Annotated in this window: 24 protein-coding genes and 1 riboswitch; of the genes, 3 read left to right on the forward strand and 21 right to left on the reverse strand. The window is 34.3% G+C overall.

Annotation, left to right across the window (positions count from 1 at the left end; all coding sequences use genetic code 11):
- Window position 1: 1 nt before the first annotated feature.
- The 19 genes from NCCP28_RS12885 to NCCP28_RS12975 all read right to left on the reverse strand — a co-directional run bounded on the left by NCCP28_RS12885 (window position 2) and on the right by NCCP28_RS12975 (window position 19559).
- A complete protein-coding gene (locus NCCP28_RS12885; RefSeq protein ID WP_248561830.1) occupies window positions 2-304 on the reverse strand; it encodes a YunC family protein in 303 nt (100 codons plus the stop codon).
- Window positions 305-413: 109 nt separating this feature from the next.
- Entirely contained in the window at window positions 414-1757 is a 1344-nt protein-coding gene (locus NCCP28_RS12890; RefSeq protein ID WP_248561831.1) for a bifunctional metallophosphatase/5'-nucleotidase, read from the reverse strand.
- Between the two features lie 339 nt (window positions 1758-2096).
- Window positions 2097-2942 (reverse strand): DUF72 domain-containing protein, encoded by an 846-nt coding sequence (locus NCCP28_RS12895; RefSeq protein WP_248561832.1) that lies wholly within the window; start codon window positions 2940-2942, stop codon window positions 2097-2099.
- A 238-nt stretch (window positions 2943-3180) separates the two neighbouring features.
- On the reverse strand, window positions 3181-4578 hold the full coding sequence (sufB, locus tag NCCP28_RS12900; protein ID WP_248561833.1) for a Fe-S cluster assembly protein SufB: 1398 nt from the start codon (window positions 4576-4578) through the stop codon (window positions 3181-3183).
- A gap of 70 nt (window positions 4579-4648) precedes the next feature.
- Entirely contained in the window at window positions 4649-5080 is a 432-nt protein-coding gene (gene sufU, locus NCCP28_RS12905; protein WP_248561834.1) for a Fe-S cluster assembly sulfur transfer protein SufU, read from the reverse strand.
- Window positions 5070-6299, reverse strand: coding sequence for a cysteine desulfurase (locus tag NCCP28_RS12910; RefSeq protein ID WP_248561835.1), 1230 nt, complete (start codon window positions 6297-6299; stop codon window positions 5070-5072). Before NCCP28_RS12910 ends, sufU begins: the two co-directional genes overlap by 11 nt.
- Window positions 6299-7606: a Fe-S cluster assembly protein SufD gene (gene sufD, locus NCCP28_RS12915; protein ID WP_248561836.1), complete on the reverse strand. Its 1308-nt coding sequence runs from the start codon at window positions 7604-7606 to the stop codon at window positions 6299-6301. Before sufD ends, NCCP28_RS12910 begins: the two co-directional genes overlap by 1 nt.
- Window positions 7607-7622: 16 nt before the next feature.
- A complete protein-coding gene (gene sufC, locus NCCP28_RS12920; protein ID WP_248561837.1) occupies window positions 7623-8408 on the reverse strand; it encodes a Fe-S cluster assembly ATPase SufC in 786 nt (261 codons plus the stop codon).
- Between the two features lie 412 nt (window positions 8409-8820).
- Complete coding sequence (locus NCCP28_RS12925; protein ID WP_248561838.1) at window positions 8821-9186, reverse strand: carboxymuconolactone decarboxylase family protein; 366 nt, start codon at window positions 9184-9186, stop codon at window positions 8821-8823.
- Between the two features lie 155 nt (window positions 9187-9341).
- A complete protein-coding gene (locus tag NCCP28_RS12930; protein WP_248561839.1) occupies window positions 9342-10184 on the reverse strand; it encodes a MetQ/NlpA family ABC transporter substrate-binding protein in 843 nt (280 codons plus the stop codon).
- Window positions 10185-10195: 11 nt separating this feature from the next.
- Window positions 10196-10864, reverse strand: a complete 669-nt coding sequence (locus NCCP28_RS12935) for a methionine ABC transporter permease (RefSeq protein WP_248561840.1) — start codon at window positions 10862-10864, stop codon at window positions 10196-10198.
- Entirely contained in the window at window positions 10861-11877 is a 1017-nt protein-coding gene (locus tag NCCP28_RS12940; protein WP_248561841.1) for a methionine ABC transporter ATP-binding protein, read from the reverse strand. Before NCCP28_RS12940 ends, NCCP28_RS12935 begins: the two co-directional genes overlap by 4 nt.
- A gap of 160 nt (window positions 11878-12037) precedes the next feature.
- Window positions 12038-12149, reverse strand: a riboswitch (SAM riboswitch).
- 290 nt (window positions 12150-12439) lie between these two features.
- Window positions 12440-12784, reverse strand: coding sequence for a hypothetical protein (locus NCCP28_RS12945; RefSeq protein WP_248561842.1), 345 nt, complete (start codon window positions 12782-12784; stop codon window positions 12440-12442).
- 544 nt (window positions 12785-13328) lie between these two features.
- Entirely contained in the window at window positions 13329-13643 is a 315-nt protein-coding gene (locus NCCP28_RS12950) for a thioredoxin family protein (RefSeq protein ID WP_248561843.1), read from the reverse strand.
- Between the two features lie 2 nt (window positions 13644-13645).
- Window positions 13646-13993 (reverse strand): toprim domain-containing protein, encoded by a 348-nt coding sequence (locus NCCP28_RS12955; RefSeq protein ID WP_248561844.1) that lies wholly within the window; start codon window positions 13991-13993, stop codon window positions 13646-13648.
- A gap of 228 nt (window positions 13994-14221) precedes the next feature.
- Window positions 14222-14605, reverse strand: coding sequence for a glycine cleavage system protein GcvH (gene gcvH, locus NCCP28_RS12960; RefSeq protein WP_248561845.1), 384 nt, complete (start codon window positions 14603-14605; stop codon window positions 14222-14224).
- Window positions 14606-14651: 46 nt separating this feature from the next.
- Window positions 14652-15011: an arsenate reductase family protein gene (locus NCCP28_RS12965; RefSeq protein WP_248561846.1), complete on the reverse strand. Its 360-nt coding sequence runs from the start codon at window positions 15009-15011 to the stop codon at window positions 14652-14654.
- A gap of 369 nt (window positions 15012-15380) precedes the next feature.
- Window positions 15381-17093 carry an acyl-CoA dehydrogenase family protein gene (locus tag NCCP28_RS12970; protein WP_248562193.1) on the reverse strand — a complete coding sequence of 571 codons (1713 nt, stop codon included), beginning with the start codon at window positions 17091-17093 and terminating at the stop codon, window positions 15381-15383.
- Between the two features lie 87 nt (window positions 17094-17180).
- Entirely contained in the window at window positions 17181-19559 is a 2379-nt protein-coding gene (locus NCCP28_RS12975; protein WP_248561847.1) for a 3-hydroxyacyl-CoA dehydrogenase/enoyl-CoA hydratase family protein, read from the reverse strand.
- A gap of 234 nt (window positions 19560-19793) precedes the next feature.
- On the opposite strand from NCCP28_RS12975, the gene NCCP28_RS12980 reads away from it, so the two are divergent.
- The 3 genes from NCCP28_RS12980 to NCCP28_RS12990 are packed head-to-tail and all read left to right on the forward strand — an operon-like array spanning window position 19794 to window position 20606.
- The gene (locus NCCP28_RS12980) at window positions 19794-19925 is read left to right on the forward strand and encodes a YuzL family protein (protein WP_101177314.1); all 132 of its coding nucleotides are present in this window, start codon (window positions 19794-19796) and stop codon (window positions 19923-19925) included.
- A 37-nt stretch (window positions 19926-19962) separates the two neighbouring features.
- Complete coding sequence (locus tag NCCP28_RS12985) at window positions 19963-20241, forward strand: hypothetical protein (protein ID WP_248561848.1); 279 nt, start codon at window positions 19963-19965, stop codon at window positions 20239-20241.
- Window positions 20242-20270: 29 nt separating this feature from the next.
- Window positions 20271-20606 carry a spore coat protein gene (locus tag NCCP28_RS12990; RefSeq protein ID WP_248561849.1) on the forward strand — a complete coding sequence of 112 codons (336 nt, stop codon included), beginning with the start codon at window positions 20271-20273 and terminating at the stop codon, window positions 20604-20606.
- 225 nt (window positions 20607-20831) lie between these two features.
- On the opposite strand, the gene NCCP28_RS12995 is transcribed toward NCCP28_RS12990, so the two are convergent.
- Both NCCP28_RS12995 and rodA read right to left on the reverse strand, forming a co-directional pair.
- Complete coding sequence (locus tag NCCP28_RS12995) at window positions 20832-21074, reverse strand: DUF2573 family protein (protein WP_248561850.1); 243 nt, start codon at window positions 21072-21074, stop codon at window positions 20832-20834.
- 337 nt (window positions 21075-21411) lie between these two features.
- Entirely contained in the window at window positions 21412-22578 is a 1167-nt protein-coding gene (gene rodA, locus NCCP28_RS13000; RefSeq protein WP_248561851.1) for a rod shape-determining protein RodA, read from the reverse strand.
- Between the last annotated feature and the right edge of the window lie 665 nt (window positions 22579-23243).

Here is a 23243-nt window from a genome sequence, read left to right on the forward strand (position 1 = left end):
TTTAAATCATTTTCAATAATGCTTCTTTTCCAATCATACCTGCGTAAATGCCGTAATTTTCTGCTTCCGCTGTTACTGACTCTAACGGGGCATCTAATAATTGCTCTATGGTTTTTACTCCAACTGCTCTTCCAGCAATAATTTTTCTATCTTTTAATTTTTCATTTAACAATGCTACATCTAATGCGCCGCACATAATATACCCTATTTCACTTTTAACAACAAGCAAGTTGGTTTTTGGTAATTGTACACTTATGCCAATAAATATTTTATCTTCTATCGTTATAGGAAATACATCTACCATTGCAAGTCACTCCCCTCTTTTACTACCACTAGTATATTCACGAGGGGGGAAAATCGTGTATTTTCTTGCTGCATCCGAAAAAAAAAATCCGTCTGATATTAAATGCGTCTTACAATGTTTCCGCCATTATATTTCTCATAAATTCAGGCAAAAAATATTGCTTTTCTTTGGCGCGATATATAGCAGGAAAAAAATTCCCAAAAGTAAACATATCTGGAAGAGCCACTGTATATGCTGCATCACCAACCAGTTCTTTATCCTGAAAATAAAAAACTGTTCGTTCTCCGATTGTTTTTGCTTCTATGCCCCAGCAAATCATTTTTCCTAACAAATTCCCTCTAAAGCCAAGTCCTTTTACTTGAAGATGCTCCCATTTTTCATTTTGCATATCAATAAGGATTTCTTTTAATTCAGCACCTGTTATTGTCACTTTACATGGATTAATCGGATGTGGGCAAATAGTTAATAAATCAAAGTAGGAAACAGGCCCTTCTTTTAATTCACCTAAAATGATTCCTTCATTGATAATAGAACAATCAGCATTGCACCATGTTTTTATTTCTTGGCATAAAAATAGTGCCAATTCTTTTTTAGACCATGATTTGCTTAAAGTTGTTACTTGAGATGATAAAGCTTTTTTTCCTTCTTGATACAAACGGTCGACAAAACTATCTTCGTCCTGAACAGCAGGCAGCTTGCTGGTATCATACAATTGTGCTTTTTTTTCTATTATCTTTTTGGTAGCAGTATCTACCGTTAAAACAATATGACCAATAAAGTGCCCAAATTTACCTGCGGCACCTAAAAGACTATTTTTTATCAATTTGCCTTGATGAAGAATATGATGGGTATGAGCACCCAAAATAACATCAATTTCAGGGAAACGGGCTGCCATTTCTTCATCTTCATTAATGCCTAAATGGGATAATACCATTACAATATCCACTTTGCTTCTTAATTGAAGAAGTTCTTTTTCTAATTCATAAAAAGGATCGGTCAATTGCCAGCCCAACAGTTCATATAGATGATTAAAATATGCAGTTAAACCGATAACGCCAATTGTTGTCCCCTCGTTAGTTGTATATATTTTAGAAGGAGTTAGCCAACTGGGGCGTTCTCCATTTTCTTTATATAAATTAGCTAAAATAACATCAAATGTTGCGTCTTCATATAAATGATCAAGTGCTTCATATGGCAGTGTAATTCCTTCATTATTGCCTATCGTCACTGCCGTATAATGTTCATTATTTAATAATTGTGTATTGATTTTCCCTTTTGTAGCTTCTGTATAGGGATGCCATAAATCTAAATGATCTCCAATATCAAAAAAATAAACCGAATCCCCAGCATTAATATGCCATTGTTTTCTTTCTCGCAAAAGCGCAAAAATTTTCGGCCAATTTTCAAAATGACTATGTAGATCATTTGTATGATATATATGGATAGCTTCCATTCTTTCGCCTTCCTTTTCGATAAGTAGTAAAATCAAATATGAGTTTCGCCGATTTCTTCCATTAAGTAAGGCTGCATAAATAAGCAAAGCTGGAATCAGTTGAAGTTTTGTTTAACACTAAGCTCTAATTTTCAACCTATTTTTATTAAAAGGCTGTTTTCGTAAACTTTGTTGCTATTCACTAAATATTAGGAAAGGTTAATTTCCGCTTCAGGATGCTCGCTTTCCGTGGGACGGGCGGTGCTCCCACAAGAGTATCGCACCTTCCGCTCCAATCAACCTAAATAGTTTTTGTTTACAAACTTATTTAAAAACAACAATCTTTTAGAAAAGAGCCTATTAAAACAAATCTAATTGCCTTGGTGCCAAGTTTTTATATTCAATATTTAATAGCTTAATTAATTGTAGTGCATTATCTGCAGCATCTCCACCAGAATTATTATTGAATACAACAAATATATTTTTGCAAACACTATGTAAATAGTTTATATGCTCTCTCCACTCTTCTAATTCCTTTTGATTATATTTATATAAATAACGAACCTCTCGCCATTTAGGATTATTTTTTTGCTGCCAGCCCTGCACGTTCCTTCCATGAAAACGTATTAAAACACTTTCTTCATTAGATGGCTCAATAATAGCTGGAATAGATCCTGTTCCCGCTTGTGGTTCATCACAAATACTATGAATCCACCCTTCCTCCTTCATAAATTGCAGCGTTTTATCGCGAAATTTTGGCATAAACCAAGATTGATGTCTAAATTCTAATGCACAAGGTATATTTCCCATTAATTTCTTGCAAGTTCGCAAATATAGAACATTTTCTTTTATACAATCAAACCAAGGAGGAAACTGAAATAAAACCATGCTTAATTTATTTGCCTTTTGATAAGGCTCTAATGATGCTATAAAAGCTGTAAACATTTCTTCCGTTGTAGAAAATGGAAGTTCTCCTCTTTGGTGGCCCGTCATTCCTTGATATGCCTTCACGATAAAACGAAAATCAGCAGGTGTCTCCCTACTCCATTTTTCGCCGTTTTTTTTCGGCTGGACAGCATAAAAAGAAGCATCCACTTCCACAATAGGAAAATATGCCGCATATTCAACTAGCTTATTGCGCGAGGAAGTGTTTGCCCTATATAAACTGTCATGATCTCCCCAACCAGTTAAACCAATATTTATCAAAATATCACCTTCTAAAGGAATTGCCAGTATGTATAATTAGACTTATTTTTTGGCTGTGTAAAAAAATTGAATTATTCGTTTTATACTATTCACTAACCTAGCTGTTTTTCTTCTTATTATCATAACATAATCAACTTAAATAACTACTTTTTAAAGTTATTTCCACTTTCTAAATTTAAAACATCTTATCATTCCTACACGCAAAAAACGCATCCTAATAGGATGCGTTTTTCATGAATTACCCGATTGAACCTTCCATCTCGAACTTGATTAAACGGTTCATTTCTACTGCATATTCCATTGGCAATTCTTTTGTAAATGGTTCAATGAATCCCATTACGATCATTTCAGTTGCTTCTTCTTCTGAGATGCCTCTGCTCATTAAATAAAATAATTGTTCTTCAGAAACTTTAGAAACTTTTGCTTCATGTTCTAATGAAATATTATCATTTAAAATTTCATTGTATGGAATAGTATCAGACGTTGATTTATTATCCATAATCAATGTATCGCATTCGATGTTAGCACGTGCTCCATCTGCTTTGCGCCCAAAATGAACAATTCCACGATACGTAACTTTACCGCCTTGTTTAGAAATAGATTTCGAAACAATTGTGGAAGATGTATTTGGAGCTAAATGAATCATTTTTGCACCAGCATCTTGGTGTTGTCCTTTCCCAGCAAGCGCAATAGATAATGTCATTCCTCTTGCGCCTTCTCCTTTAAGGATAACAGCAGGATACTTCATTGTTAATTTAGATCCAATATTTCCATCAATCCATTCCATTGTTGCATTTGCATCACAAACGGCACGTTTTGTAACTAAGTTATACACATTGTTTGCCCAGTTTTGAATGGTAGTATAACGGCAATACGCATCTTTTTTGATGATAATTTCAACAACAGCACTATGAAGAGAGTTAGTGGTATAAACTGGAGCTGTACAGCCTTCTACATAGTGAACATGTGCTCCTTCATCAACAATAATCAATGTTCTTTCGAATTGTCCCATATTTTCCGAGTTGATGCGGAAATATGCCTGCAATGGCGTATCTACTTTTATCCCTTTTGGCACATAAATAAATGAGCCGCCAGACCAAACAGCAGAGTTAAGTGCTGCAAACTTATTATCCGTTGGCGGTATAACAGTTGCCCAATGCTCTTTGAAGATATCTTCATTTTCTTTTAAAGCAGAATCCGTATCTTTGAAGACAATTCCCATTGCTTCCAAGTCTTCTTGCATATTATGATAAACTACTTCAGATTCATATTGAGCAGATACACCTGCTAAATATTTTTGCTCTGCTTCTGGTATACCTAATTTATCAAAAGTTTGTTTAATTTCATCTGGAACTTCATCCCAAGATTTTTCTGTTTTCTCAGAAGGTTTTACATAATAAGTAATTTCATCAAAATTTAATGAAGCTAAATCTCCACCCCACTGCGGCATTGGCATTTTATAAAAATGCTCTAATGACTTTAAGCGAAAGTCTAACATCCATTGTGGTTCTTCTTTCATTTTTGAAATCTCTTCTACAATTTCTTTCGTTAAACCGCGTTTAGAACGAAAGATAGAAACGTCTTTATCCGAGAATCCATATTTATAATCCCCAATTTCAGGCGCTTTTTTTGCCATTTCATTTTCCTCCATTCTATATGCAATTATTAACAAATTTAAGCAAAAAGGATTTGCTAACTTACTAGAATTAGATTCCTTCATTAACTCCTTTTTCCATTGCTTTCCATGCTAATGTTGCACATTTAATTCTTGCTGGAAATTTGCACACACCCTGCAGTGCTTCAATATCTCCTAAATCTATATCATCGCTATAATCTTTTCCTTGGATCATATCGGAAAATGTTTTGGAGAGCGTTAATGCTTCCTCTACTGTTTTTCCTTTAATTGCTTGTGTCATCATCGAAGCAGAAGACATGCTGATTGAACAGCCCTCACCTTCAAACTTTGTATCTTTCACTATTCCCTCTTCTACCTGCATTGTAAGTAAGATGCGATCTCCACATGTTGGATTATTCATATTAACCGTTAGACTTCCCTCTAAAACACCCTTATTGCGAGGGTTTTTATAATGGTCCATAATCACACTTCTATAAAGTGTATCTAAATTGTTAAAAGACATCGCTAAAATACTCCTTTGTTTTACTAATTCCTTCAACTAGTTTATCAATTTCATCTTCAGAATTATATAGGTAGAAACTGGCTCTTGCAGTTGCAGATACATTAAGCCATTTCATTAATGGCTGTGCACAATGATGTCCTGCACGAACAGCAATGCCCTCCGCATCTAACACAGTTGCAACATCATGTGGATGAACATCTTCTATATTGAATGTAATTACCCCTGCGCGATTTTTGGCATCTTGGGGTCCATAAATGGTTAGACCATTTATGCTGGACATTTTCTCCATTGCATATGCTGCCATTTTATGTTCATGTTCAATAATATTATCTAATCCAACCTCTTGAAGAAAATCAATAGCAGCGCCTAATCCAATTGCATTTGCAATGATTGGCGTTCCGGCTTCAAACTTCCAAGGAAGCTCTTTCCATGTTGATTCATATAATCCAACAAAATCAATCATTTCTCCGCCAAACTCAATAGGCTCCATTTTTTCAAGCAATTCTTTTTTTCCGTATAAGACGCCAATGCCTGTTGGGCCGCACATTTTATGCCCGGAAAATCCAAGAAAGTCACAGTCGATATCTTGAACATCCACTTTCATATGCGGAGCTCCCTGTGCTGCATCTACTACTAATACAGCTCCATTTTTATGAGCAATTGCTGCAATCTCTTTAATTGGATTAATTACTCCCAAAACATTGGAAACATATGTTACAGAGACAAGCTTTGTAGAAGAAGTAACCGTCGCTTCCACATCAGCAATAGAGATTGTTCCATCTTTCTGCAACGGAAAATATTTTAATACAGCACCTGTTTTTTTCGCTACTTGCTGCCATGGAATAATATTGCTGTGATGTTCCATCGGAGAGATGATTATTTCATCCCCCTCCGATAAATTAGCCATTGCATAACTTTGGGCAACAGTATTTAAAGCGGTTGTTGTTCCTCTTGTAAAAATAATTTCTTCTATAGATTTTGCATTGATGAAATTTTTTACTTTATCTCTTGCACCTTCATATGCGTCTGTCGCTTTTGTCCCTAATGTATGAACACCACGATGAACGTTTGAATTATATTCTCGATAATATTTATCCAATGTTTCTATCACTTGAACTGGTTTTTGAGATGTAGCTGCACTATCGAGATATACCAAGGGATGACCGTTGACTTCTTGATTTAATATAGGGAAGTATTGACGAACATCTTGGATATTCATTATTTTACTTTCCTTTCAATTATCTCAACCAATTGTTTTTTAACTCCTTCAATAGGAAGCTGTTCTACAACCGGTGCAAGGAATCCATGAATAACTAATCTTTCTGCTTCATGTTTTGGAATACCGCGGCTCATTAAATAATACAATTGCAATGGATCCACACGTCCAACAGATGCAGCATGTCCTGCTGTTACATCATCTTCATCAATTAAAAGAATTGGATTTGCATCTCCTCTTGCTTTTTCACTTAGCATAAGAACACGAGATTCTTGTTCAGCATTTGCTTTTGTAGCGCCATGCTCTATTTTGCCGATTCCATTAAAGATGGATGAAGCACTTTCTTTCATGACACCATGCTTTAAAATATATCCTTCTGAATTTTTGCCGAAATGGACAACTTTTGTTGTAAAGTTTTGTTTTTGTTCTCCTCTTCCAACAACAACTGACTTTGTATCGCCATATGAACCATCGCCAATTAGATTTGTAGTATTCTCAGAAATAGTGTTTCCATCATTCATAAAACCTAATGCCCATTCAATTTTCGCATCTCTATGAGCAATACCGCGGCGATTTACATATGTTGTAACACCTTTAGCCAAATTATCTACAGCACCATACTGAATTTTTGCATTTGCATTTGCAATAACTTCTGTCACAATATTAAATACAGCATTTTCTGGATCTACAGTAGATACATAGTTCTCTACATATACTATAGAGCTATTATCTTCAGCAACTACCAATACATGGTTGAAAAGATTTGCTTCTTTATCATCATGTAAGAAAATTGCCTGTATCGGTTCTTCTAATTCTACATTCTTTGGAACGTATAAGAATACTCCGCCGTTTAATAATGCAGCATGCAATGCCGTTAATTTATGTTCATCCACACTTACTGCATCTTTCATAAAATATTTTTGCACAAGATCGCTGTATTCTCTTGCAGCTGTAAAAATATCAGTGAATATTACTCCTTTTTCTTTTAACTCATTAGAAACAGCTAAAAAAGTAGGGCGGTTATTTCTTTGGATATACAATGTTTTATTTTTTTCTAGGTCAATAAGCGCCTTTGCTTCTTCCGGCAGTTCATTAACATCAGAAAAATCTTCACTGCTAACAATATGCTTTTCAATTTGAGTTAAATTCCAATTAGTAATTTTTGTTTTATCCGGTCTTGGCATCGGAAGGTCTTCAGCTTTTTCAAAAGCCTTCACACGTAATTCTGTTAACCAAGCTGGTTCGCCCATATCTTTTGAAAAGGACGTAATATATTCCTGATCAAATGGTAATTTAATTTCCGTTGTCATGTCGATCCCCCTAACCTTACGCTTCTTGTTCAACTGTTTCGTCTTCGATTCCAAGCTCTTTCTTAATCCAATCGTAACCTTCTGCTTCTAAACGCTGTGCAAGCTCTGGTCCGCCAGTTTTCACAATGCGTCCTTGCATCATTACATGAACCACATCTGGTGTAATATAATCTAACAATCTTTGATAATGTGTAATAATTAAACATCCAAAGTCTTCGCCGCGCATTTTGTTAATGCCTTTTGATACAACTTTTAATGCATCGATATCTAACCCAGAATCAATTTCATCTAGAATGGCAATTTTAGGTTCTAACATCATAAGCTGAAGAATTTCATTGCGTTTCTTTTCACCGCCAGAGAAACCTTCATTTAAATATCTTTGAGCCATATCCGGATCCATTTCAAGGAACTCCATATTGCTGTCCATTTTGCGGATAAATTTCATAAGAGAAATTTCATTTCCTTCTCCCAAACGGCTGTTTAATGCCGAACGTAAAAAGTCAGCATTTGTTACTCCACTAATTTCGCTTGGATACTGCATAGCAAGAAACAGGCCTGCACGAGCACGTTCATCTACTTCCATTTCCAATACATCTTCCTCATCAAGTGTAACGGAACCGCTTGTTATCTCATATTTTGGGTGACCCATAATCGCTGAAGATAGAGTAGATTTCCCTGTACCATTTGGTCCCATAATCGCATGGATTTCTCCACCCTTAATTTCAAGGTTAAGACCTTTAATAATTTCTTTTTCATCAATTGCTACATGTAAATCATTTATTACCAATTTCGATTGACTCATTATTTTATACCCCCATAATAAAAAGAAGTTTTATTCAAAAATTTTGTCGAAACTTCATTATCATTTTATTCTCATTCTAATATTATAACAAATAAAAACTGATATCAACCTATAGAATTGTTCTTTGCTGTTTCTCTGAAAAATGGAAAGGATTCCATTATAATATCAGCTTTATTTTATGTAAATTGTGTGAATTTTAAGAATTTTTAATTTGATCAGTCTAATTAGAATTCAACAGTTTCATTTACTTCTTAGCATGAATATTTCTCTGCTTAATAATGTAAGGAGAGGAACCAAATTTTTTGGTTCCTCAGAATAGCAGCAGCAAATTCAATAGAAAAAATTTCTATTATATTTGAAAGATCTTTTGTAAAATAATCATTTGACGAAAAGAATCTACAATAAAAATATTTTATTGCTTTAATGTTGTTAATTCCGAAACTGCCTCTTGAACAAGGGTAACTGCTTGACTCATGGTTGCACCGCCGCCAAAGGCAGCAGTTACCCCAATCGTTTCCAAAATTTCTTCCTCCGTTGCCCCTTGGTCTAGACAGCCCTTCACATGGTAGATAATGCAATATTCATCTTGCGAGTAAAGACTGATTCCTAATGCAATAAGCTGTTTTTGTTTTTTAGATAATGTTCCTTCTTGAAAACAAACTTCTGTGAATGCCTGAAAACTCTTAGCCAATTCTGGCATTTTTTGCGTAAATGTTCCTAATCCTTCTTTATAATGAAGCAACGCATGTTCCACAGAATGCCCTGATTGAATCTCCAAAATATCCACTCCCTTTATTCTTTCACATTACCTTTGTAGTATTGTATATTCCCATCTAATCTATTCTTCCCCAAACTGCTCTACTCAAACAAGAATTAAAATCGATAGTGGACAAAATAAAAGAGCCTGCAAATGCAGGCTCTTTTCAAAAAATATTATTCAGTGACAGGAACAACTGCACCTTTATATTTTTCGTTAATAAAATCTTGAATTTCTTTAGAATGTAGAACCTCTACTAAAGTTTTAATGCTTTCATTATTTTCATCACCTTTGCGAACTGTGATGATATTAGCATATGGTGACTCGCTTCCTTCGATTTCAATGGAATCTTTAACAGGATTTAAGCCGGCATCTAATGCATAGTTAGCATTGATGACAACAGCATCCCCTTCATTGTTGTTATAGATTTGCGGCAATAATGAAGGCTCATAATCTGCTTTAAATTTAATGTTTTTAGGGTTTTCTACAATATCTTTTACAGTTGCAGCTGTTTTTTCTACGCCATCTTTCAGCTTAATTAGACCGCCTTTTTCAAGCAATGCTAATACACGGCCATGTTCTGCTACAGAATTGCTGAAAATAACTGTTGCACCTTTTGGAAGTTCATCTAGGCTTTTATATTTTTTAGAGAATACTGCCATTGGTTCAATATGAATTGCTCCAGCGCTGACAAAGTCATAACCGTTGTCTTTGATTTGCTGTTCTAAGTAAGGAATATGCTGAAAATAGTTTGCATCCAATTCTTTTGATTCTAACCCTTTATTTGGCAATACATAATCTTGGAATTTTACAATTTCTAAATCAATGCCTTTTTTCTCTAAAAGAGGTTTTGCTTCTTCAAGAATTTCAGCATGCGGCACATTAGAAGCACCAACAACTAGTTTTGTTTTGCCATCTTCATTTTCTGCTGCATTGTTGTCTTCTTTTTTTGCTGTTCCACAAGCTGCAAGTGCCAACACTAAAGTAAACACTGCTAATAATGCAAATAACTTTTTCATTTTTTTCTCTCCTATCTTTTGTCTAATTTAGATGTAATATAATCTCCAATAAATTGGATGATAAACACAATAATAAGAATGATGATGGTTGCTACAAGCGTAACATCTGATTGTCCCCGCTGGAAACCTTCTAAATATGCCAAGTTTCCTAACCCACCTGCACCAATTACACCAGCCATTGCCGTAGAACCAACTAATGCAATAGTAGTTACGGTAATTCCAGATACTAGCGCCGGCATCGATTCAGGAAGCAGCACTTTAAATATAATAGTGGATGGTTTAGCTCCCATTGATTTTGCTGCTTCAATTACCCCTTTATCCACTTCCCTTAGTCCTATTTCAACCAGGCGAGCATAAAATGGCGCAGCACCAATGATTAAAGCAGGCAATGCAGCATTAACGCCAATCATGCTTCCCACTAAAATCGTGGTGAGCGGGATTAATAGAACGATTAAAATGATAAAAGGAATGGAGCGGAAAATATTTACAATCGCACTAATAATTTTATTGATGGCTGGGTTGCTCCACATATTTTCTTTAGCTGTTAAAAATAAAATAACGCCTAATAAAAGTCCTAAAATAAAAGTTGCGATAATGGAAATGCCCGTCATATATAATGTTTCTTGGGTAGCCAGCCACATTTTCTCCCAATCTACATTTGGAAATAAGTGTGTCATCATTTTTTAATCACCTCCACACTAATTTCTTCTGATTGAAGAAACTGAAGAGCTTGTTCTTTTTCCGCTCCATCTAAATGGATATATAATGTACCATATGAACCATTTTGTGTAGGGGATATTTTCCCTTGAATAATGTTCACTGTTATATCAAAAGAGCGAATCAACTTGGTAATGATTGGCTGTTCTGCATTTTCTCCGACAAAGCCTAACATCACAATGCTTCCAGATGTATACTGCGCAAGAATATGTTCAATGGTATCTTTCGTTTCTTCTGGCTCAATTACTTGTTGTACAAAACGTTTTGTAATCTCTGCTTCCGGATGTTTAAATACATTGATGACAGGGCCAGCTTCTACTACTTTTCCATTTTCCATTACAGCAACTCGATGGCATATTTTGCGGATTACATGCATTTCATGTGTAATTAAAACGATTGTTAGCCCTAATCTTTTATTTATATCTACTAGTAAATCCAAAATAGCATCCGTTGTTTGGGGATCTAGAGCAGATGTAGCTTCATCGCATAATAGAACTTTTGGATCACTTGCAAGAGCTCTGGCAATTCCAACTCTTTGTTTTTGACCACCGCTTAGTTGAGATGGATAAGTATTTTCTCTTCCTTCTAACCCAACAAGCTTAATTAACTCATCGACTTTTTTATCTCTATCTGCCTTTTTCACCCCTGCAATTTCAAGAGGAAAACTAATATTTTCTTTAACTGTTCTAGACCACAGCAAGTTAAAATGCTGAAAAATCATGCTTATTTCTTGTCTTGCTTGTCTTAATTTTTTTCCTTTTATTTTTGAAACTTCATGACCTGCAACGGTTACAGAGCCTTCTGTTGGAATTTCCAAGCCGTTTAACATGCGTATTAGTGTACTCTTTCCAGCGCCGCTATAACCTATAACTCCAAATATTTCTCCTTGGTTAATTTCCAAATCCACATTGTCAACCGCTCTTACTTCTTCATTTTTAGAAGGGTATATTTTTTTTACCCTATTTATATGAATCATATTCCCACCTGCTTTTTCACAAAAAATATATTTATGCTAATAAAAATCCCATTATTATTTTTATATATTATTGGATAGAGTCAAAAACTTCATCCTTTTTTCAACAAAAAAAACCTTTCTGCACATTATGAGCAGAAAGGCATGATAATCTGTTACCTTTCTCTCATCTATCAAAGCACAATTGCTTTGTGTGAATTGGCACCATATCAGCATTTTTCGCTGACGGTTGCCGGGTTTCATCGGGCACATCCCTCCACCTCTCTTGATAAGAGCAACTATATAATTAAAAGAATTTTTGTCGAAATTATTCGTTAGACGTACTTTAACATGTTCGTAAAGAAAGTGTCAATCCTATTTTCAGCATTTTTTAATATAATATTTTTTCTGAATTTTTAGTGAACAAAAAAAATACCCTTACATTCTTTTTGAATAGGCAAAAAAAATACACTGGCTATACCGCAGCGTACATTATATTTTCATTATCCCATATATTTAATTATATAAGAATATACTTTATGATTAAAACAAAGATGTTCTAAAGGCACTTTGCAAAAGACTCCAATTATTCAGCAGCTGCATCATGTAGATTTCCTAAATAAAAAAGGGACTCTAACATTAATACTTTTCGAAAATTAGAGGTAATAAAAATATCTTGGCTTTTTTTTGACTCACGCAATAATGTTTTGCCCAGCAATATCGCCTGCAAACCTTTCCTGCAGCCTTCTAATACAATATCTGGCTTACATTCCAATTTTTCTACAAGATGAAACTGAACATTTTTTAATTGAATACAATAATGTTCTTCCTCACATTTTACCAATAAAATAAATGTTTTTTTATAAAGCAGCGGTTTTATTGCATTACTTTTATTTAAATTATCTATCAATCGCTTTACTAGTTGATGCATAAATATACCCTCCTTCTTTTCATCCTCCCTATATCTTTTATAATGTATTCTTTCCTTCTATCTAAAACCCTTTTTAAAAAGCAGAATCCCTATTATTTTTATTTAGACAAAATAAGCGCTTTATTGCACAATTTGTTGAAGTTTGTCAATTTTCCGCTTATTTTAAAATAAAACGCCTTTCTTAAAATAAGGCAAGTAAAGTTAGTAATAATTCCGTCCATATATTTCCCGAGAAATGTCATACTATTATCTTCCATGTCGATTTGTATAAAGTAAAACTAACAATCAGTGAAGGTTTTCTCCATCCCCAATTGAGAAAGGATGGATTATGAGTCACTCAGCGTTGTCCAGAACTTGGATGTTTACATGTTCTTTTCTATCAGGACTTCACGGGCATTTTTTGCTCGCCTAGATTCCTTTTTTTATCAGCCCTTAAACAGAGAAACAAAATGCCGGATAACTGTCTAGCTAAAAAAATCGCCTTTTACAAAAAAGGCGGTTTTCCATTCCAGCTGAATAGTAAGGGCATCAGCTAACAAAACTATTATGTATATTTTTGAATTTCTTCTAATAAATAAGGAACCGAATGAAATGCATATTTTTTCTCCAGCAAGTTTCCTTCCTTAAATATTAACAGACATGGAACACTCTCCACCTCATATTTTTCTGCAAGTGCCGGATAATAATTTAAATCAATTTTTGCAAACACTCCATTTTTCACCATAGCTTCCACAACAGTCAGCATTTTTGAGGCAACCTGGCATGTCCCGCAAAGAGGTGTATACAAATAAAGCATAAAAGCCTGTTCCTTTTCTCCTGATATAACACTATTTATTTGTTCTATCGGCCAATTATTCATTTCTAATTCATCCTTAAATCTAAGTATTCCGGGAAAACATCAATATTCGCATGCAATAGAACCGTAGCCAGATGATGTGTTGGTGCACAGGCAACTTCTCTATACATTTTGTCAATATATAAATGTTCTGCTTCAGGCATTTCTTTTCTGAATTGTTTTCTTAACTTTTCACCAGATTTGTCAGCATCTACTAAGATATAAACATCTTTATCAAATAATTCATCTATTAATGCATCCAGCTTTGATACACCGATCGTTCCATTTGTACAAATAATCTCAATTGGCTCTCTAATAATATTTTTAATTTTCAACTTATCTGATTTGCCTTCAACAATGATTATTTTGCTCATCTCTGATCACCTAAATGGAAGTATTGAATTCAACTTTATCATATATAAAACAAGAGGGAAAGTACTTTTGATTATTTTTCTGAATTTTCACACCATTATTCTTTTTCTGGATAAAAAAAGGAGCTGATCCATTCATGCACGAATTCTTCCCACTCCTTTCAGCTTTATTTATGCTTACTATGAATGTCGAAGTTTTCGTTCATGTTTTAGGACAACTCCTTCTCTTTATTAATGTTCTTTTGTCATTTCCCCATATTGCTCTGCATTCATCAGTCCGTCAATATCCTCTTTGTTAGTAGGTTCAATCAAAACCATCCATGCTTTTTCATATGGTGATTCATTAACATACTCTGGATTATCGCTTAAATCTTCATTCACTGCCACTACTTTGCCGCTGATTGGAGCGTATAATTCGGATACCGTTTTAACTGATTCAACACTTCCAAATGGCTCGTTTGCAACAACATCATCGCCGACTTCAGGAAGTTCAACAAACACAATGTCCCCTAATTCTGATTGTGCAAAATATGTAATACCAATACGGGCGTTTTCATCTTCTACTTTTACCCATTCATGTTCTTTTGAATATCGTAAATCTTTTGGTATGCTCATATACAAGTCCCTCCAAATAATATTATTATATTAAAAAAAGCAGGCTTTATTTATTCCAACTTTCTTTAAATTCTTCTTCTTTAAACCCAAGTGTTACTTTATTTCCATCTGTAATTAATGGACGTTTGATCAGCATGCCGTCTGATGCTAGTACATCTAATAGCTCAGCGTCTGATGCTTCTTTTACTTTGTCCTTCAACCCAAGCTCCCGATACTTTTGACCACTTGTATTAAAGAATTTCTTTAATTCCACTCCACTGTTTTTATACAGCTCTTCCAATGTAGAGCGGGAAGGAGGATTTTCTACAATATGTACTTCTTCATATGCTACATTGTTTTCATCAAGCCAATTTTTAGCTTTTCTGCATGTACCGCATTTTGGATACCAATAAAATGCAACTTTCATTCTATCACCTATTTTTTGTTGAATTTCATTACATATACTTGCATATTATCATATTTTTCCTCAAAATCATAATAGAGAATAAACCTAAAAATGATCATATTTATAAATTGATGGCTAAAATTATTGTCAGGCCACTTTCCCATAAAAGTTTTTTTCCATATAAAAAGACTCTGTTCGTAAAGTTGTTTTTCAGCAAATAAATTTGTCTCTATTTAACTGATGTTAGCTTCCAAAAGGAAACAAAAAATCCTGACAGAAACTTGTCTCTAAAATTCCAATTTATCCAACGAACAATTACCACAAAAACAGTCTATAAAAAAAGACAAATTTAATGGAAATAATTTGTCTTTTTCTTCAGATTTATCCTTATTATACAATATATTGTTTTTTCGCTATTATTTCCTCTGCTGCTTTTCTTTTTAAGGAAATAATTGGTTTTGGCAAATGCCTTGTCAGCTTTTTTAAAGTTGCAAGCAGCAAGCGAAGATCATCTCCACTTTCCATATTTGCCAATATTTCTATTGCTTCAGAGTTGATTTGTTGAAATGCTTCTGCACAATAGATTTCTGTATAGAGTATTTTTTGCCCTTCCTTGTTTTCTCCTCTCTTTATGCCTTTTTCTGTTCGTAATATCACAGACTCCATATTGTAGACCATCATAATAATATTTGATAGATTGGCAAGTATTTCTTGTTCATTTTCTAATTTTCGGCCGAATTTTTGAGCGGTTAAGCCAAGTAAAAGCAATGCTATTTTTTTTCCGTTTTCCATAAACATTTTTTCTTGTGCTAAAACGGACTTTTCAGGGTCAGCCGGGAGCAGTGTCAGCAATTGTCGTTCTAGATTTTTAGCAGCTTGCAATAATGGAAGTTCTCCCTTTATTCCCTTTTTTAAAAGGGTAGCTGGAACTAATAATCGATTAATCTCATTTGTACCTTCAAATATACGATTTATTCTAGCATCACGATACATCCTCGTTATATCATACCCTTCCATAAATCCGTTTCCTCCATGCAATTGCAGACATTCATCCACAATCATATCAAGCACTTCCGAAGCGAATACTTTATTTAGGCTGCATTCAATCGCATATTCATTTATAGCAGAAGCTACTAATCTTCTATCAGCATCATGCGGCAATGTACTCATACTAGTGGAGATTAATCCGGCAGTTCTATAAACAGAACTTTCTGCTGCATATAAATAAGCAGACATTGTGGCTAACTTTTCTTTTGTTAGTGGAAATTGAGTAATTGGGGTATGAAACTGGATACGATTATTTGTATAGGAGATTGTCTTTTTGATTGCTTCTTTGCTTGCACCAACTGCCCCGACGCCTAATTTAAAGCGGCCAATGTTTAAAATATTTAATGCAATAATATGTCCTTTTCCCTTTTCTCCAAGCAAATTTTCTACAGGGACAGCTACATGGTCAAACTTTAATGCACAAGTGGAGGAACTTTTTATGCCGAGCTTATTTTCTTCCTTGCCGATAGAAAATCCTTCAAATTCTCTTTCTATGATAAAGGCGGAAAAATCTTTTCCATCTATTTTTGCGAATACAGTAAAAACATCAGCGATTCCAGCATTTGTAATCCACTGTTTTTCCCCTTTTAGAATATAATGGGTGCCTGCTTCATTTAAAGCAGCAGTTGTTCTAATGCTCATGGCATCCGACCCTGCTTGTGGTTCCGTTAATGCATATGCTGCTATTTTTTCTCCAGTTGCTAAATAGGGCAAATATTTTTCCTTTTGTTCCTGATTCCCAAATAAAACAATAGGAAGAGAACCTATGCCAATATGTGCGCCATGAGTGACAGAAAACCCTCCTGCAATAGACATCTTTTCTGAAATAATGGCAGAACTTATTTTATCTAATCCTAATCCGCCAAATTCCTCTGGGATATCACCACTTAAAAGGCCTAACTCTCCCGCTTCTTTCAACAATTCCACCACTTGCTTAAAATCGTGGTTTTCCATTGCAGCTAGATTTTTCATAACTTTTTTATCCACAAAATCTGTTGTCATCTTTCCAATCATCCAATGTTCTTCCGTGAAATCTTCTGGTGTAAAAATATCCATTTCTTTTGTTTCTTCTGTTAAAAAGCTTCCGCCCTTTTTCAATCTTATCACTCCGTCACAGTTATCTTATTTTTATCAAACAAAATTTTAGTCAGCAGGGGAAGTATCTTTCTTTTTCTCTTGATATATTTTTCCTAGCTGCAATAAATGAAGCATTCGTTTTTGTGTTTCTTTGTCTTGAATCAGCTCCATAAATGCTGATCTTTCCAATTGCAGCAAATAAGCTTCCTCTACTTCTGACTTAAAGGGCAAATTTCCTCCCGTTAAAACAAAGGCTAATTTTTCGCCGATTATTTGTTCATAAGATGAGATTCTTCCTGCTATTGCTAACTTAGATAATTCCCTTTTTAACAAATCATATCCTAGTTTGCCAGCAACAACCACTTTGCTTTTTTCCGGCGGATTATACAAAGCAGAATGTTTAAGCACCATTTGTTTTGCGTCATAAATTAAATAGCGTTTATTCATCGTAATTTGATCCTTTTTATTAAGCAGTTTCCATTCTTTTCCCTCTTCTGCGGAAGTAGCTACTTTACTTGTAAAAACAGTGAAAAATACTTCTCTGACTGTTTTTATTAATGCTTCCTCTTGAAGCAAATCTACTTCTTTTAATGAGTTTATATACAGTTCTTTTGTTCCCCCGCCTCCAGGAATTAGCCCTACCCCTGTCTCCACTAATCCAATATAAGTTTCTTGTAATGCTTGAACATAAGAAGAAGCTAAACAAATTTCAGCACCTCCTCCCAAGGTATTGCCAAATGGTGCTGAAACAATCGGCTTTTTCGCATATTTTATTTTCATCATGGCCTCTTGAAATTTTTGCACAACTAGTTCAATTTCCAAATAATCTTCTGACTGTGCTTCCATTAAGAGCAATGCCAGGTTTGCTCCTACACTAAAATTCATTCCTCCGCTGCCGATAACCAATCCCTTAAACGAAGAATTTTGTTCGACTTCTCTAACGGCTTCCTCTAACATCTCAATTGCATCCATTCCAATTACATTATGTTTGGCATGAAGTTCAAGCATAGCTACTCCATCACCAATATCAAAAAGCGTTCCACTATTATTTCTGGCTATTATGCCATTTTGTCTTTTTTTCTCCTGTACATCTATTTGGTAGGCATCCTTTTGAACTGGCTCATACGTTCCCTTATTGTAATAGGTGAGTGCTTCCTCTTCTTTTTTATAAAAAACATGTTCTCCGTTTTCTATCATTTCGGTTATCCAATTTGGAACCTCAATAGTTTCAGACTTTAACTTTGTTATGCTTTTAACCAATCCAATACTATCCCATATTTCAAATGGCCCCTTTTCCCAATTGAAGCCCAGTTTTACAGCCTCATCTATCTCGTAAATGGTATCTGCTATTTCACCTAATAAAGCAGCACTGTATAATAGAAATGGCATGATGCTTTCCCATAAAAACTTTGCATCTCGGCTGTCCTCATAAATAAACTTCTGCAATTCTTTTTCTGGCAGTTTCTTTTTTTCTACCCTTTTGTATTGCATGGTTTGATAATCAAGTGCCTCTATTCCTTTTTTGGTTTTTCTATAAAAACCGTTTCCTGTTTTTCTTCCTAACATATTGTGCTGAATCATTTCTTCCATAAAAGAAGGCATGATATAAAAATCTTTTTCCCTTTGATCGGAAGACCTTTCCCGAATATTTTTTACGACATATGAAAATGTATCTAATCCTACTAAATCTAATGTTTGAAATGTTCCACTTTTAGAGCGTCCAATTAACTTCCCAGTTAATTCATCTACTTTTGGAATTGACAGCTTTGACTTTGTCATTACTTTTACTATTGTTAAAAATGCATAGGCACCGATTCTATTTGCGATAAAATTAGGAGTATCCTTTGTAAGGATTACATTTTTCCCTAATTGTTTTTCTGCAAATTCTTTGAATTTTTGTAGGGCAGCCGGATTCGTTTTAGGAGTTGCTATTAATTCTAAAAGAGTAATGTAGCGTGGGGGATTAAAGAAGTGTGTACCCAAAAAATGCGCTTGAAGGTCTTCTGAACAATTTTTCATCATCGTTTCAATGGAAATGCCTGATGTATTGCTGCTTACAATTGATCCTTTTTTTCTGAAATCATCTATCTTTTGAAGCAATGATCTTTTTGCTTCTATATCTTCTGTAATTGCTTCAATAATCCAGTCTGCCTTTGATATTTTAGATAAATCGTCTTCTATATTTCCGGTTTCTATTAAAGAAAGTTTTTGCAAAGAAACAATTGGGCTAGGTTTTTGATTGATTAAATTTTTTTTTGCTTTATTCGCTAATCGATTTCTGCTATCAGTATCCAGTTGGGAGCGCAATTTATTCTGTTTTTCTAAAAGATCATCAGGAATTATATCAAGAAGCAGTGTAGGAATATCGGCATTTGCTAATTGAGCCGCTATAGATGCTCCCATTACGCCAGCTCCTATAACAACGGCTTGCTTTATCACACTCATTTTTTTCCTCCCTCTCATTTTTTATAATTTTTCAAAATAAACAATATTCGCCTATTTTATGCATCATAAATTTACCTTTTTATATTTATATACGATATTTTCTTATATCCTGCCTGTTTTTTTGTCCACATTTTTATCATTTTTATTTGAAAACTTATGGTAAATGATGATTTAATTCATTAAAAGTTTTGAGATAGGAAAGGCTACTATGTGTAAGTGTAGGAGGTGACATCAATGCCTAGAGTGAAAAAAAATCCATCAAAAGCTGGCGTAAGTGCAGCAAGTGTAAAAGGGAATGCTGGACCAACAGTTGAAAACGATGGTGGAGGAAAAGTAAACAGCCAAAATAATCAGTATAAAAAATAATAAATATTCCAAACCATTTCGATTGGAGGAAATTACTATGCAGCAAACAGCACATTCTGCTGTGCAAAATACAAATATAATGATGCAGCCGCCAGCCGCCATAACCGTAAAAGACTCTCTGTACTTGACAGACATGCTTTCATGGAATTTACTTGCAATGAAAAAAGCACATTTTTTTGCTGCCAATACAAAAGATCAAACAATAAAGTCCCATCTAGAAAAATGTGGACAAATGCATCAAAAACATTATGAACAGATAATTTCTCATTTAAATGCTCAACAACCTTTCAACAGTGGCACTCATCAACAGCAATAATTGTTTGAATTAGTTATGGAGGGAAACTGATGAACCAACAACCCATTCAAAATCCAGAAACACAAGTACCTAAAACACCACAAATGAATGACAGAGATTTTATTAATGATTTATTGGCGACAGAAAAGTATATGACTGCTTCTTATTCCACTGCTTTAAATGAAGCAAGCCATCAAGCACTATATCAAGATTTATTAGCAATTTTTACAGAAACACAAAATATGCAAAGGGAATTATATACTGTGATGTTCCAAAAAGGCTGGTATAAATTAGAGCCTGCAGAACAACAAAATATGCAGAAGTCTTACCAACAATTCAAAGGATATGCTAATCAATTTCCTTATAGTTCATCAACAGTTCAATAAAGGGAAACTCAATTAGGCTTTTACGGGCAAGCTTCTGCCCACCTAGATTTCTTGCTTTCTCTCGTAATCCCTTAGGGAGGCAAAAGCCCATTAATGCGTAATAAAACAAACAGGTAATCAGTGGGCTTAGTGTTTTTTAGTCCACTGATTATTAACAATTTCGATTAGAAAAATTTACTGCATGCATAAAAAGATTGTCCAGACCTCTTAGTAGCATATGTTTTGTTATTTATTTTGTTTTTGTTTTTCATTGATTTTTTTAATTTCTGCTATGATGTTCATGATTTCCTGCTTGCCTTCTGGAAACTCCTTATTCCAATGTTTCACTAAACTAGGCATAGATTTTGCCATATGCGAATAAAGCATCCAAATTTCTACTTTTGTTTGAAGTTCCTCGTTTTGTTGTCCCAATAGTAGCTCTGTATAGTCAGATAACAATCCAGCAAATTTTTTTTGAAATTCTTCCATTTTTTCCTCCACTAAAAATTTATAAAAATAAAGATTGACACAACACATATTATAATTTATTATAATATTAAATCAATTGATAATGATTATCAATATCGTTTGATTAAAATTATTTTATATCGACTGTTTCCTTCCCCCTCACCCAAAGGAAACAAGTAGATAAGTAAAAAAATAACCTGTCACATGACAGGTTATTTTTTGCGCCAAGAAATTCCTCTATTGCTTATGCACTTTATCCAGCTTTTAAACTCTATCACGCATTAGCTGACCCCATCTCCTACATTAAAATTACAAAAAACCAGACGGATGGAGCCCCTTCACTGAGAAAAATTTCACTTTATTCTCCATTTGAAAACATATATTTTTTATAGTGGTAACGTATAGAGAAAATTAATCCCATGGCCAGCATATTTCCCATCAAAGAACTTCCTCCATAACTAATAAATGGCAATGGAATTCCTGTAATCGGCAATACTCCAACTGTCATGCCGATATTTTGAAATACATGGAAAGTAATGGCGCTGATAACCCCGACACAAATGCATGTATAAAAAGAATTTTTTGTTTCTAAAGCAACTTTTGTAATATGATATATAAGAAGAAAAAATAAACTAACTAGCACACTTGCACCAATAAAACCAAATTCCTCTCCAATTACGCTAAATATAAAATCAGAATGGCTCTCTGGCAAATATACATCTCTTGTACCCATTCCTTTTCCAGCCGTTTCTCCTGAACCAATTGCCAATAATGATTGCGTTAAGTGATATCCCGTAGAACTTTGATAATTGTAAGGATCCAGCCAAGAGTAAATGCGTCCAAATTGATATTCTTGCACTCCTAAGTATTTTTCCAATAAATCCGGCTGCCACACTACTAGGTATAAGATTCCCGCTCCAAATGAGGCACCCCCCATAAATAAAGGCACTATTATTTTCCAAGTTATCCCTGATACAAAAATCATTCCAAGCATAATAGCAATAAAAACAAGGGAAGTTCCCAAATCTGGCTGCTGCATCACTAAAATAAGGGGGAAAAAAGTAATGCTCACGATTTTTATTAGCAGCCATAAATCTGTTTTTATCGTTTTCGCTAAGTATTTTTCTTGATGTTCCACGATAATTCTCGAAAGAGCCAAAATAATAAACACCTTAACAAACTCAGAGGGCTGAAGGGAAATACCTGGAAGCTGGAACCAGCTTTTTGCTCCATTTATTTCTCTTGCGATACTTTCAGGGGCAACAATTAACAGCAGCAAAAGAAATATGCCAAATCCATATGCATACCATGCCATCTTTTTTAATTGATCAGAATCTAAAGAGATAACCCCTGCAATAATAGCAACCCCTACGGCATACCAAAAAATTTGTTTGATTAAAAAGTTTTCATTGTATTGTCCAGTACTTTGCGCACTAAAAATAGCAACACAACTTGCAAGACAAAGCAGCATCAATATAAGCACAAGACTAAAATCTATTTTTGAATTATTTTGATTACGGTTCATTTATACATTACTCCTTGAAAAAATTACAGGATTAAAGTGAAATCTTATTATACTTACTGCCATTTAATCCAAAGTAATCACACAAGGCAGCAAATTTTTTGTCCATTGATACATTAAGCATTTATTCAATTCTTCATTATATTTGTATTTTTACTAAATAACAACTTTCGACATTTATTTAACTTAAATTTAATATACAAGTGATGTAATTGTAAAATAAAATTAAAGCTTTCCAAACATTTAAGCTCTTTTTTATCATTCCCGACAGAAAGACTCCTACTTCAAGAAATAAGAAGAGAGTAACCCAATGAATAAACGGAGATATGAAGTTCTAGCAGGAAAAACATCTGCTAGGTAAAATTTTCTATATTCTAAGCAACCATGCATACCGAAGTGGCGAAAACCAAGCTAAAGTGTAGAAAACGCGGTGAGTCAGCGTACAGGATTTTGTAAGTTTTCACCGTAGGACTACGGGTAATAAAGTCTACTTCATAACTAGTGGATACACTGGTGTTCGTAAAAATCCCCACTTCAAGCGTTAGGTAAGTGGTAGGTAGTTCAAGCATAGGTTTATTATTAATCAATTGTACACCCATTATCAGAAAAGCATCCTTATTAAAAACTATTATGCCTTATCTATTTCCAAATAACAGTTTCTTTAGCAT

Source organism: Niallia sp. NCCP-28 (assembly GCF_023168165.1).
Taxonomy (GTDB): Bacteria; Bacillota; Bacilli; order Bacillales; family Cytobacillaceae; genus Niallia.

What these genes read in the sequence shown, in the direction of transcription:
- sufU (WP_248561834.1), bottom strand. Translation starts at nt 5,080, where the DNA reads ATGTCTTTTAACAATTTAGATACACTTTATAGAAGTGTGATTATGGAC.
- NCCP28_RS12985 (WP_248561848.1), top strand. Translation starts at nt 19,963, where the DNA reads ATGCAGCAAACAGCACATTCTGCTGTGCAAAATACAAATATAATGATG.
- NCCP28_RS12885 (WP_248561830.1), bottom strand. Translation starts at nt 304, where the DNA reads ATGGTAGATGTATTTCCTATAACGATAGAAGATAAAATATTTATTGGC.
- NCCP28_RS12965 (WP_248561846.1), bottom strand. Translation starts at nt 15,011, where the DNA reads ATGAAAGTTGCATTTTATTGGTATCCAAAATGCGGTACATGCAGAAAA.
- NCCP28_RS12910 (WP_248561835.1), bottom strand. Translation starts at nt 6,299, where the DNA reads ATGAATATCCAAGATGTTCGTCAATACTTCCCTATATTAAATCAAGAA.
- sufB (WP_248561833.1), bottom strand. Translation starts at nt 4,578, where the DNA reads ATGGCAAAAAAAGCGCCTGAAATTGGGGATTATAAATATGGATTCTCG.
- NCCP28_RS12970 (WP_248562193.1), bottom strand. Translation starts at nt 17,093, where the DNA reads ATGGATATTTTTACACCAGAAGATTTCACGGAAGAACATTGGATGATT.
- NCCP28_RS12995 (WP_248561850.1), bottom strand. Translation starts at nt 21,074, where the DNA reads ATGGAAGAATTTCAAAAAAAATTTGCTGGATTGTTATCTGACTATACA.
- NCCP28_RS12990 (WP_248561849.1), top strand. Translation starts at nt 20,271, where the DNA reads ATGAACCAACAACCCATTCAAAATCCAGAAACACAAGTACCTAAAACA.
- NCCP28_RS12980 (WP_101177314.1), top strand. Translation starts at nt 19,794, where the DNA reads ATGCCTAGAGTGAAAAAAAATCCATCAAAAGCTGGCGTAAGTGCAGCA.
- NCCP28_RS12935 (WP_248561840.1), bottom strand. Translation starts at nt 10,864, where the DNA reads ATGATGACACACTTATTTCCAAATGTAGATTGGGAGAAAATGTGGCTG.
- sufC (WP_248561837.1), bottom strand. Translation starts at nt 8,408, where the DNA reads ATGAGTCAATCGAAATTGGTAATAAATGATTTACATGTAGCAATTGAT.
- gcvH (WP_248561845.1), bottom strand. Translation starts at nt 14,605, where the DNA reads ATGAGCATACCAAAAGATTTACGATATTCAAAAGAACATGAATGGGTA.
- sufD (WP_248561836.1), bottom strand. Translation starts at nt 7,606, where the DNA reads ATGACAACGGAAATTAAATTACCATTTGATCAGGAATATATTACGTCC.
- NCCP28_RS12945 (WP_248561842.1), bottom strand. Translation starts at nt 12,784, where the DNA reads ATGCATCAACTAGTAAAGCGATTGATAGATAATTTAAATAAAAGTAAT.
- NCCP28_RS12975 (WP_248561847.1), bottom strand. Translation starts at nt 19,559, where the DNA reads ATGAGTGTGATAAAGCAAGCCGTTGTTATAGGAGCTGGCGTAATGGGA.
- NCCP28_RS12930 (WP_248561839.1), bottom strand. Translation starts at nt 10,184, where the DNA reads ATGAAAAAGTTATTTGCATTATTAGCAGTGTTTACTTTAGTGTTGGCA.
- NCCP28_RS12955 (WP_248561844.1), bottom strand. Translation starts at nt 13,993, where the DNA reads ATGAGCAAAATAATCATTGTTGAAGGCAAATCAGATAAGTTGAAAATT.
- NCCP28_RS12940 (WP_248561841.1), bottom strand. Translation starts at nt 11,877, where the DNA reads ATGATTCATATAAATAGGGTAAAAAAAATATACCCTTCTAAAAATGAA.
- NCCP28_RS12890 (WP_248561831.1), bottom strand. Translation starts at nt 1,757, where the DNA reads ATGGAAGCTATCCATATATATCATACAAATGATCTACATAGTCATTTT.
- rodA (WP_248561851.1), bottom strand. Translation starts at nt 22,578, where the DNA reads ATGAACCGTAATCAAAATAATTCAAAAATAGATTTTAGTCTTGTGCTT.
- NCCP28_RS12950 (WP_248561843.1), bottom strand. Translation starts at nt 13,643, where the DNA reads ATGAATAATTGGCCGATAGAACAAATAAATAGTGTTATATCAGGAGAA.